This window comes from Exiguobacterium antarcticum DSM 14480 (assembly GCF_000685865.1).
Lineage (GTDB): Bacteria > Bacillota > Bacilli > Exiguobacteriales > Exiguobacteriaceae > Exiguobacterium_A > Exiguobacterium_A antarcticum.
On record NZ_JMKS01000005.1, the window covers coordinates 306880 to 319228 of the forward strand.

8 protein-coding genes are annotated in these 12349 nt (G+C 44.9%); 6 read left to right on the forward strand and 2 right to left on the reverse strand.

Annotated elements, in window-relative coordinates:
* Positions 1-66 precede the first annotated feature (66 nt).
* Together P404_RS0112900 and P404_RS0112905 are read left to right on the forward strand one after the other, a co-directional pair.
* Positions 67-552 carry a competence protein ComK gene (locus tag P404_RS0112900; protein ID WP_014969714.1) on the forward strand — a complete coding sequence of 162 codons (486 nt, stop codon included), beginning with the start codon at positions 67-69 and terminating at the stop codon, positions 550-552.
* 102 nt (positions 553-654) lie between these two features.
* Complete coding sequence (locus P404_RS0112905) at positions 655-1065, forward strand: hypothetical protein (protein ID WP_014969715.1); 411 nt, start codon at positions 655-657, stop codon at positions 1063-1065.
* Positions 1066-1166: 101 nt separating this feature from the next.
* Here the strand turns inward: P404_RS0112905 and P404_RS0112910 are convergent, their stop codons facing one another.
* Complete coding sequence (locus tag P404_RS0112910; protein ID WP_014969716.1) at positions 1167-1508, reverse strand: hypothetical protein; 342 nt, start codon at positions 1506-1508, stop codon at positions 1167-1169.
* Between the two features lie 59 nt (positions 1509-1567).
* Entirely contained in the window at positions 1568-1948 is a 381-nt protein-coding gene (locus tag P404_RS0112915; protein WP_014969717.1) for a truncated hemoglobin, read from the reverse strand.
* A 335-nt stretch (positions 1949-2283) separates the two neighbouring features.
* Between P404_RS0112915 and addB the strand changes: the two genes are divergently transcribed.
* From addB to P404_RS0112935, 4 genes are all read left to right on the forward strand, one after another.
* Positions 2284-5715 carry a helicase-exonuclease AddAB subunit AddB gene (gene addB, locus P404_RS0112920; RefSeq protein ID WP_026830977.1) on the forward strand — a complete coding sequence of 1144 codons (3432 nt, stop codon included), beginning with the start codon at positions 2284-2286 and terminating at the stop codon, positions 5713-5715.
* Complete coding sequence (gene addA, locus P404_RS0112925; protein ID WP_014969719.1) at positions 5712-9263, forward strand: helicase-exonuclease AddAB subunit AddA; 3552 nt, start codon at positions 5712-5714, stop codon at positions 9261-9263. The genes addB and addA overlap by 4 nt, the downstream gene beginning before the upstream one ends.
* A 148-nt stretch (positions 9264-9411) precedes the next feature.
* Entirely contained in the window at positions 9412-9789 is a 378-nt protein-coding gene (locus tag P404_RS0112930; protein ID WP_014969720.1) for a response regulator transcription factor, read from the forward strand.
* Positions 9770-12334 (forward strand): ATP-binding protein, encoded by a 2565-nt coding sequence (locus P404_RS0112935; RefSeq protein ID WP_026830978.1) that lies wholly within the window; start codon positions 9770-9772, stop codon positions 12332-12334. Before P404_RS0112930 ends, P404_RS0112935 begins: the two co-directional genes overlap by 20 nt.
* Positions 12335-12349 lie beyond the last annotated feature (15 nt).

Sequence of the window (12349 nt, forward strand, 5' to 3'; positions counted from 1 at the left end):
TGACACCTAAACCGAATCGTGTGGAATTTGATATAACCAACTTAATACAGGAAGGGAGAAATCAAAATGCGACATAAAATTACGGAAGAAACATTAGCACTGATTCCAAAGTACGGTCCGTATGGTGAACCACAAACTTTACTTATTCAAGAACAATCAGAAGTTGTATTAGAGGGGCATCCGATCAAGTTGATTGAAGAATCATGTTTGTATTTTGGTTCATCGATGCGGGGACGAATCGAGGCGGCACGCCATATTTTGGGGCCGAATCGAAAAACGCCGGTTTTGATTGACTGGAAAGCACAGACAATCTTTTTCCCGACGACAGCTAAGGAAAAAGCAGAGTGCATCTGGATCAACTTTAAACAGATGAAAACGGTCCAGAAAATCGGTAAAACCGTCCAAGTTGAGTTTCAGACAGGACAACGGATTGATACGGATGCTTCTGCCTACAGTATCGAACGACAACGGATTAAAACGTTAGAACTGGCTTACGAAATGCAACGAAGATTTCAAGAAGAACGACCAATGACGTTTAATAAAGCACGATAAGTGGAACAATCTAACAGGAATCATTACTTAACAAAGCGAATAGGAATGAATGAACGAGAGAGAGCCTAAAGGGAGGTGAAGCGGTCAAATGACCGCTGCACAATGAATGAATCATACGAATGGTTAAACAGAAGAAAATTACAACCTGGATTTGGTGTGAATGGAGGACGACGTTTCATCAGTTCGCGAATCGTCCGTCCGGAAAATACACCAGGTAAACGCGTTAAGGGTGTCAAACGAGCCCGTCAACTAATCGTCGATGACGCAGGAAATCGACGTTGGGTGACGAAACGGATTGTCGTAACAGATGCAGCAAAACATATGACGATCAATCGTCGCACATCCGTTGCCCAAAAAGAAGTAACGGAATCCCGTCTGCAACAAGTCAAACAAAAACTGACGTCGAAAAAAGTGCTTTTACCTGTACTGGCGGCAACAGGACTAGCGGTTGCGGGTGGCGTATTGGCATACGTCCTGCGTCGAAAAAAACGAAACACGCCCGAACAGAATTAATGAGCTTGTAATAGGTACATGCAAAAAGCCGTGCTCCCCATCAACTGATTGGGGGAACACGGCTTTTGCATGAGTAAACAGTCACAAGACGAATACGTTTTTTACAAGAATCGTTTACGAATCGACGTCGCGAGTGCTTTTTCAGAAATCTCTTCTAATTCTTTTTGGTTGGTCGGATCAAAACTGTCATTGTAGAAACGGCCGACAAACTCTACGCGATCATAATCAAGTTCTTTGAAAATCAAATGTTTATGATCATCATAGAAGACAACACGGTAATAATCAGAACCACGTTCAAGCGTAACGAGTGCGCGTATGTGTTCGAGTCGTTTCTGTTCATCGGACTTTTCTTCTTCGACAGGTTCCTCTGTCGTTTTGGCAGCCTCTGCTTGTTCGAGGGCACTCTTTACCAATTCACTCTTTTTATCTTGTTCTTCAGTCATAGTTATCGCCTCCACTTTTCATTTTACATTGAAATGTACCGATGAGAAAGAAAAATCCCTTATCCGTCTTGATGAGCATCGCAAATCCGAAGAACATTCATTGCACCAATCCGAAGACGTTCGATTAAAAGAGCAGCGGCTTCTTGATTTTGGATCGTCTCCTCGATGGCAGCAGTCATCAGTTCGATCCATCGTTCAGCATGCACACGTCTGATCGGTAAAAGACGATGAATCATCGCCAGGTTCATCCGTTCATCGTACAACTCATACTGCTTTGGACCACCCGTGAGCTGAGTCAAAAAAACGATTTGTGCGTGCTCGACACGTTGTCGATCAGCAGGGAATAAGGGACGGAGAAGGTCATCGACATAAACACGTTCATAAAACCGCATAACAAGTTGTTCGATTGCTGGTTGTTTTCCGAGTTTCTCGTAGAGCATGAATGTCCCTCTTTCCATTAACTATTCCTTTGAAATACATTATTATCTCAATCTTTACCCGCTTTTTGCAACTACTGACCAAAAGTTAAGGAATCTAATCGTTTCATCAAGGAAACCTTCGTTTCAAACCGGACGTTTGTTCGTATTTATGCGATAATCATACATATAAGAAAAAATGACGTGAAGCGACAACTCATGTCGCATTAACTAATAAAGGAAGTACTCGCAGCATCCGAACACAAACAGCAACGCAAACATTCGCCGACACTATACAAAGGAGGTGAAGGCCGGCTCCTCCCAAGACGGAAGTCAGGGAGCTACGCCGGCTGGAAACTATGAATTATATGCACTTAGGTCGTGCCGGTACAGGTAAGACTACCAAGTTAATTGAGGACGTCGTCGAACGACTCGTGAAGCAGCCATTAGGACCTCCGATTTATTTTATCGTCCCTGATCAAATGTCATTTGAAATGGAGCGGCGGATTGCGACCGATCCGCGTCTGTCCGGTCTTGTCCGAATGGAAGTCATGAGCTTACGGCGATTTGCCTTTCACATCATCCGTGATCATGGAAACCAAGCGATTCCTTTCTTAGACGAAACGGGGACACAACTTTTATTGCGACAAGTCGTGGAAGAAGCGGAAGAAGAGTTAAAAATCTTCAAACGGACTAAAAACATGCCCGGTTTTTATAAAGGATTGGATGAATTGATCGCATCGTTTAAACGTTCCTTAGTGGATCCTGACATGTTGCGTCAAATCAGCAGTGCTTCACCTGAACGTTCTCCTAAGCTAAACGACTTGGCGTTGATTTATGAACGGTTCACAGAACGGATTGCGGACAAAGCCCTCCATGCAGATGATTATTTTACGACACTCATCGATCTGTTACCGGAAGCGAATCTAAATGAGGCATGCGTATTCGTCGATGGTTTTTATGAATTTTCCTTACAGGAGCAACTCGTGTTACTCCGTTTGATGGAACTGACACAAGAAATGCATCTCAGCTTTACACTCGATGTCGAGGACGCCTATGCCAAACAGTCTGAATTTGGTGTATCACAACGGTGTTATATGCAGTTGATTGAACAGATGAACGAACGTCAGATTGAGCATGAAGAAATTCATTACGAGCAGCCTGTTAAATTCAAGAGCGCAGGATTACGGATGCTTGAACAAGCATTACTTTCACCGGGGTATCCGGCTGTCGATGAAGAAGTGGACGGATTGACGATTGTTGCTGCGGTAAATCGTCAGGTCGAGGCGGAAGCGGCTGTCAGAAAAGCTATCCAATTCGTACGGCAAAATGGATACCGCTTTAATGAAATTGCCTTTCTCGTGCGTCATCTCGAACCGTATGCGGATCATTTAGAACGGGCTTTCCAATTGTATGATATTCCGTACTTTCTGGACCAACGGGAATCGATGGTTCATCACCCGATCGTCGAACTAGTCCATGCGGTCCTCGAAATCGTCATGACAGGTTATCGGGAGGAGTCTGTTTTTCGATTGCTAAAAACAGAACTGATTCCGCTGCCGGCAGAGGACGCGCGATTAGCTCTCGATCGATTAGAAACCTTTGTGCTCGAACGAGGAATCAAAGGGTCGATGTGGAAAAAACCATGGCAACTCAAACGTCGTCTGGCGGATGAAGTCAGTTTGACGGATGATGAATTAAAAGAAGAACTCGAGTTGAACGAGTGGCGTCAATTTTTGATTGAAGCGATTGAACCCCTTGAAAAACGCTTTAAGGCTTCGAAGACGATGAGCGAATATACGCGGGCCTTATACCGTTTTTTAGAAGAACATCAGCTGACGGATCGTTTGATGGTCTGGAAACAGCAGGCGCTCGAGGCAAATGAATTGAGTCAGGCACGGGAACATGATCAAGTGTATGAAGCGGTACTACACCTTTTTGAACAACTAGAAGCAGCAGCTCCTGAGACGGTTTTGTCTACTGAACTATTTGTTCAAATGGTTGAGACAGGACTTGAAAGTCTTCGTTTCTCGCTTGTTCCTCCGTCACTCGATCAAGTGATTGCAACGGACTATGTCCGAGGTCGTTTACAACAGGTCAAGGTAGTCTTTTTACTTGGTGCAAACGATGGCTTGATTCCACTGGTGGAAGATCAATCGAAGCTGTTATCGGAAGGGGACCATGACTTTTTACATGATCAAGGGATCCCGGTCGGAAAAGCATCACTTGACGTGTTTGATGACGAGTTGTATTACCTGTACCAAGGTGTAACGGCACCAAGCGAGTCCTTGCATATCAGCTATGCACTTGTTGACGAGGATGGAAAGGCACTTCAACCGGCCTCGATCGTCAAACAAATCAAACGTCAACTCCTGCAGGACCGTCCAGTAAAAACCTATTTTGCGGAGGCCGGCGACCATGTACCGGATGATCAGCTACAGTTTGTGACGAGTCCAGACCGGGCAGCAGCTGCGACGGCAATTGAGTTAAGACGATTGCAACGTCGTTATCCGATTCAACAATCGTGGTTTGATGTCTACAATCTGTTGCTTGAGAACGGACGAGGGCGAGAACGGATGGCCCTGTTCTCGAGTGCGTTATTTTATCAGAATCAGGCAAAACCCTTGCCGGACGATTTAGCTCGGACCTTGTATGGGGACACGATCAAAGCGAGTGTTTCACGGTTTGAAACATACAATGCGTGCTCCTATAAACATTTTGCTCGCTATGGATTACGGTTAAAGGAACGGAAATTGTATAAATTCGAAGCGCCAGACATCGGGAACCTGTTCCACGGGGCACTCAATGATCTATCGATGAACATCAAGGCGTCAGGGAAACACTGGCGTGAACTCGATGATGAGTCGTGTAGTACCCTCGCAAAAGAGGCCGTCGAAAAAGTGACACCAGAAATTCAAAATGCGATTTTAATGAGTTCGAACCGATTCGGATACATCAAGAAAAAGTTGACCGATGTCGTCGAACAAACCGCAAAAATGCTTGTCAAACAAGCGGAACGGTCGGATTTCGAACCGGATTTATTTGAGATTAGTTTTGGGAATGCGATGTTTCCACCACTTCGGTTCACATTACCGGATGGAACAGAAATTGAATTTACGGGTCGAATTGACCGAGTGGACCAAGCGACGATCGGCGATCAGCTGTACGTCCGGATCGTTGACTATAAGTCGAGTGCCAAAGAGTTGGACTTTGCTGAAATTTATTATGGATTGGCGATTCAGATGCTTTTGTATTTAAAAACCGTCGTCGAACAGTCCGAAGTTCTATTTGATCGACAGGCCAAACCAGCCGGTGCCTTGTATTTCCATGTCAAAAATCCGATGTTACGTGGTGATTTGTCTGCTGATGAAACTGAGCGCAGTCGATTACTCCTCGAATCGTATCAGATGCAAGGTGTCATCGTTGAAAACGATGAGGTGTTGCGTGCGATGGATCAGATTGCATACGATGAACGAAAAAAATCACCGCTTGTCAAAGTGACATTTACGAAAACGGGTCTTCATAAATCGCATACGAAAGGTGTCGTCAAGGAAGAAGAGTTGAATGCCTTGATGGATCATGCCTGGGATGAATTGAAAACGAGTAGCCAATCAATGTATGAGGGGGATATTGCAATTGATCCGTTTGATTATCAAGAACGGACACCGTGTACGTTTTGTGAATATCGCTCCGTCTGTCAGTTTGATGAGTCACTTGGAAATGACTACCGCCAACTGGACACGTTGTCGGAAAAAGAAGTCTTGGAACGGTTGAAGGAGGAGACAGAATGAGTGTGCAATGGACGGATGAACAGCAACAGGCGATTGATGCGAGGGGAGGACATATTTTAGTCTCTGCCGCTGCCGGTTCAGGAAAAACAGCTGTATTAGTGGAACGGTTGACACAACGTGTCATCAATCAAGATGATCCATTGACGGCAGACCGGATGCTTGTTGCAACATTTACGAATGCAGCCGCAAAAGAGATGAAAACCCGTGTCATCGAAGCGATCGAAGCAAAGATAAAACTAGCCCCGGACGACATTTATCTGAAAAAACAACGGCAAATGATGAACCGGGCTCAAATTACGACGATTCATTCATTCTGTTTGTCCATCTTACGAGAAAACTATTACCGGATTGGTCTTGATCCTGCTTTTCGGATTGCTGAAGAAGCGGAGTTGTTATTGCTACAAGATGACGTACTAGAAGAAGTGTTTGAGAGCTTCTACGCAGCGGCGGATCCCGCATTTTATGAACTGATTGATAGCTATACGTCAGATCGAGACGATCAAGCGATGTTGACATTGATTTCGAATCTGTATCGTTTTTCCCGTTCACTTCCGGATCCTGAAGCCTTTTATGATCATTTGATTGCTCAGTACGATCAACCGATTGATCCGGATGAATCCACGTTATTGACGCGATTGCTTGAACTCGAATGGGAACGTGTCGCGCCAGTCGTCAACCGGTATCTGGAACTGTCCTATCGTTTACGGCAATCGGGATACGATGAGATGGCTGAGATGCTGATGCAGGATGTAGCACCGATGCGACAAATCAACCCACAAACTGACCGGTGGACGACCATTGCCCTTGCCTTCCAAGCGGTCGAGTTCGGACGCTGGAAAGGTGTACGTGGAGATGAAGAGATGAAACTGTTTCAAGCAGAACGGACACGACTCGTCAGTGATTTGAAAAAAATGCGGGAGTTGTTCGTTGAAAAGGACGGAGTCGACTATCTAGAGGACTTACGTTCACAGCTGGGGCATGTCCAAATGATCGTTATGTTGGTCCGTCATTTTTCGACCGCTTATCTAGAAGCGAAACAACAGCGCGGAATCGTTGATTTTTCGGATCTTGAGCATTTTGCGTTAGCGATTTTGGAACAAGATGGGGAAGCGACCGATGTTGCCCGTTTGTTGCAAGAGCGTTTCGTTGAGGTATTGGTCGATGAATATCAAGACACAAACGAAGTACAAGAACGGATTTTAAAACTCGTTTCGAAATCGGATGAGGCGACAGGTAATCTGTTTATGGTCGGTGACGTCAAACAGTCGATTTATAAATTCCGTCATGCTGAACCGGGGTTATTTCTCAATAAGTTTAAACGATTCCGACTAACCGATGTCGGGACACGAATTGATTTAACGAAAAATTTCCGGAGCCGTTTAGAAGTGTTGGACGGAACCAATCATATTTTCCGTCAGGTGATGGATGAAGCAGTTGGGGAAATTGATTACGACGAAGCGGCTCATTTACGATTGGGGAACCTGGGTTATGTCGAGTCGAACCAGGTAGAGCCAGAATTGTTGCTGGTTGATCAGACGGATACGAATAAAGAAGAACTCGAAGCACAAGTCATCGCAACACGAATCATTGAGATGGTAAACGATGAAAATCCGTATCTTGTATTCGATGCCAAACAAAAGCGATTCCGTAAATGCGAATACCGGGATATCGTTGTCCTCGTGCGTTCGAGAGGAAAACGGGTTCAGGCACTCGTCGATGTGTTTGAACAATATGAACTGCCGGTATACGCCGATACGACAGGTGGTTATTTCCAAGCAACTGAAATCCAAATCATGATGGCGTTATTAAAAACGATTGATAACCCGTTACAAGACATCCCGCTAGCCGGTGTATTACGGTCGCCGATTTTTGGATTGACGGATCGGGATTTAGGGCGTATCCGTGCCAAATCGAAAGAGACTACTTTTTATGAAGCGGCAGTGTTGGTGGCGCAAGAGGAGACACCGCTAGGGTTACGGGTGGATGAAGCACTTACACGATTACAACAATGGCGTACGGAAGCACGCGGCAAATCATTGGCGAGCCTGATTCGTTCCTTGTTCGATCAGACAGGGTACTTCGAGTATGTCGGTTGTCTGAACGGTGGACGAAGCCGGCAAGCGAACTTAAATGCGCTCTATGAACGGGCCAATCAGTATGAAGCATCCGGTTATCGGGGGTTATACCGATTTTTACGTTTGATCCACCGTCTAGTGGAACGAGGGGAAGATTTTTCAGAAGCCCGTTCTTTAGGAGAAGATGAGGACGTGGTCCGAATCATGACGATTCACCAGTCAAAAGGGTTGGAGTTTCCTGTGACAATCGTCAGCCAGCTCGGAAAACAATTTAATAAACAAGATCAGATGCAAGCAATCCAATTACACAAAACGTATGGGATTGCCCTGGATGCGATTGATCCAATTAAACGTCTTCGGTCCGGAACCTTGCTGAAAGAAGTCATTCGTCGCGAGATGGACCGTGAGATGAAGGCAGAAGAGATGCGGGTGTTATATGTCGCGATGACACGTGCTAAAGAAAAGTTGATCTTAGTAGGGGCAATCAAAGGACTGGAAGAGCAACTTTCGAAGTGGCAAGATCAACCGCTGGATGAGTTGCTTTTACCAGAAATCGATCGACGTAACGCCAAAACATATGCCGACTGGGTCGCACCAGCCGTCCTTCGGAAATTCATGTTAGACGAGCAGGAACAACAGTGGTCGCTCCGAATCATGACGCGAGATGACATTGCACCGTATCAAGAATTGACGAAAATGATTGATCAACTCGAGCATGTCCGAGCGCTCGAAAAAATTGATCATGTCGGGAACGAGCCGTTCAAACAACAAATCGAAGCGGCATTTGCCTATCAATATCCGTATCAAGTTGCTACTGATACGGCCGCCAAACAAACCGTCACAGAGTTAAAGCGGACGGAACAGCTAGAACGGGCTGCATTTGAATCGACATACCGTCAATCGACCTATTACCGGACACCCCAATTTTTAGGTCCGACATTGACAGGGGCTGAACGGGGGACCGTTCTGCATTTAGCGATGCAGTTGTATGAAGCTGGTCGAACCATCGAAGATCAGATTGTTGACTGGGAACGAACAGAACGGATTTCTGCTTTAGAAGCCGGTACGATGCGAGAAGCGATTCCGGAGCTCACGACGTTCCTGTCTTCAGCGATCGGACAGCTGTTTGAACAACGCTTGGCGACAGGGGATGTTTACCGGGAACTGCCGTTTACGTATAAAATTGATTCGGCGCGTTTCCGGAAGGACTGGCATGGTCCGAGTGACCAGGCTGTCATGCAAGGAATCGTGGATTGTTTGATTCAGGACGGTGAGACTTATATCCTGTTGGATTATAAATCCGATCAAGTGTTTGAGGCGATTGATGGTCAGGATCAGCATGACTTGTTACGAGAACGGTATGCAACGCAGTTGAATCTGTACCAAGAAGCTTTGGAATCGATTTTAAAAATCACGATTTCCCAAAAATTGATTTACGCTTTTGCACTCCATGAAGTGATTGAAATTCATTAAGGGACCTACGTCTAACGAATCGTTTCTGTCACTTATCCAGTGATCGGAGCTAGTTCGTTAGACGATTTTCATTTCTAAATATGAAAGAACTGTGTAAAATGAGAAGGTATGCAAAAAGATCAGTGATATTAATTAGGAGGGTTTATAGATGGCACGTATATTATTAGCAGAAGACGAAGATGTGTTACGTATGCTGGTATTAGATACATTGGAAGATGAAGGATACACAATCGATGAAGCGACGGATGGGGACGAAGCCTATCAGAAAATCATGAGTCAGCATTATGACTTGGTTTTACTGGATTACATGATGCCTGGCATGACAGGGATCGAAGTCATTGAAAAGGTCCGCCGTCATCCGGATAAACAACACTTGAAAATCATGATGTTAACAGCAAAAAGTCAACAATCCGACCGCGAACGGGCAGAAGAAATCGGAGCCAATTACTTCTTTTCTAAACCGTTCAGTCCGTTGGAATTAATTGATGTCGTAGGAGGAATATTGAGTGATCATCCAGTGGATTAATCGGAAAATCGGACGCCAGTTGATGGCATCCTTTTATATCGTGTTAACGACACTGATGATTTCTTCACTGATTGTTTATAATTATACCGATACGAAATTACAAGAAACACGACAAAAATTAGAAGATATCAGAGACCGGAGCGCACGTGCCGGCGCGCTGTGGGAAGAATGGCAAGACTTGCAATTCAATATGCGGGGATATGCCCTCATCGGTGATCGGGAAATTTATCAGAAGATGGTAGATCAACGAGCGACGATTGATGAACAAACACGTTGGTTCGAGGAAAATGCGATTTATACACAAGGCAAAGATTATGCACGTTCCTCACGTGAACTGTATGCCTATTATTTTGAATCGATTTTGCCGTTGATTGAATCCTACGTCGAAGCAAAGGAAACAGGCACCGTAGATGAATCCTTTTTACGCGGAACGACGTTGACGTCGCTACCGCTTGGGAAAGAGTTGTTAGCAAGCGGACGAATTAAGCTAGACGGTGCTGGAAACATCGATGTCTTGTCTGAAATCAATAAAAGTGAGCTGGCGCTTGGTGGTTACCGAGAGTTTTTGGAAGAGTGGTCAGAAACGACGAGTGGTCAACTCGAACGAGAAATTCAGACGACACAATTGATCTGGTTATCGAATATCGTCGTTCTAGTCGGTGTCTTAATCTTCTTGATCTATCCGTTTATTCGACGCATTACGGCGGAACTGCTATCGCTCGTTAAAAATAGTGAACGTCTTGCGAGTGGAGAAGATGTCTCGCGCGTGAAAATACCGGATCGTACAGATGAGATTGGTATTTTGGCAGTATCGTTTAACCAGATGGCGAGTTCAATTTCAGATAACAAACAGCATTTGTTAGCAAAAAATGAAGAATTACAGGCGCAACAAGAAGAGTTACAGGCACAACAAGAAGAATTGCAGGCCCAGCAGCAAGAACTTGAGGAAGCGTTGGAACTGACGATGCGAAATGAACAACATCTCCAATATCGAAATGATTTGACGGAAACACTGGCAGCGCGAGAAGCATTGACGGCTTATCCAGAAATCATCGAGAAATTGGTCACAATCACTGATTCTGAAATTGGAGCGCTTGTATTCGTCGATGAAGGCGCCGCCTATTCAATCGTGACACATGGCATGACGGAAGAATTATCCGAACAGTTATTAGGTGGCGATTTTTCTTTATTAAAACGAGCAGAATCACTAAAAAAAGCGGTTCATTCGTCGAAACAAGTTGCGAGTGACCATCCGTTACCATATCCATACTACATGTATGAGACGGCTGTGCCGATTCTTGATCCGGCGTCGGAAGAAATCATTGCCTTCATCTATCTTGTCCGTTACCGTGATCAGTTTACGAACGAACAGATGCGTGACGTCATGTCATTTTCACGTCAATTGTCGCTTTCTTTGTTACGGATGCGGTTATTTGATGAAATGAATCGGGAAAAAACCAAAACGGAGCGAATCCTCGATTCGATTCGAGAAGCAGTCATCTATATCGAACCGGGCAAACAGGAAGTGTTCGTGAACCGTCCCTTGTACGATTTGTTTCCAGAACTCCAACACGGAACGACGAAGACGGAAACCCTCCAAGGATGTCTGGATACGATCCGTGCTGTCGTCGATGAACCTGAAACCTTCTCGCGTTATGTGGAAGGGGTCTTACAAGGAGAAGTTCCGAAAAATAGCCTTCAGTTTTCGATTCGCCAGCAAGTCGTATTCATTCATTTTTATGTAGAACCGATTGAAATTGATGGAATGCGAAAAGGGACGATGCTTGTATTACGTGACGTGACGAAGGAAACGGAGATGGATCGACTCAAATCCGAGTTGGTCTCGACAGTGTCCCATGAATTGCGGACACCGTTATCGTCGATTTATGGTTTTACCGAATTGATGTTGAACCGGGATATCGATTTATCAAAACAAGACCGGTATTTAAAGACGATTCATTCGGAAACGGAACGATTGGCGAATCTTGTCAATGACTTTCTAGATGTACAACGGATGGAATCAGGAACCCAGTCCTATCAAAAGAGACCGCTTGATTTACGTCCTTTATTGGAGGAAACGACCCAATTCTATGCGGCCTCAACGACGAAGCATACGATTACGTTCCGTTCATTCAATGAGACGGGTCCATGGATTGAAGCGGATGAAGAGAAGATGAAACAACTGATGAATAATTTACTGAACAATGCCGTCAAATATTCACCGTCTGGTGGGACGATCGAAGTCGTGTTAACAGCCGATCAGCACCATGTCCAATTCACCGTACGCGATGAAGGAATCGGTATTCCGAAAACGGCTCTAGCGAAGTTGTTCGAAAAATTTTATCGGGTCGATAATTCGGATAGTCGAAAAATCGGAGGAACCGGTCTCGGACTTGCCATTTGTAAAGAAATCGTCGAAGGACATGATGGGGAAATATTAGTGGATTCGGTCGAACGGAAAGGTAGTCTCTTTACCGTAAAATTACCACAAATGGTCACTTCTCATTCCGCCGTTTCGGAAATGATTGATATGTCAGGAAAATAACACTAGGTCTCATGC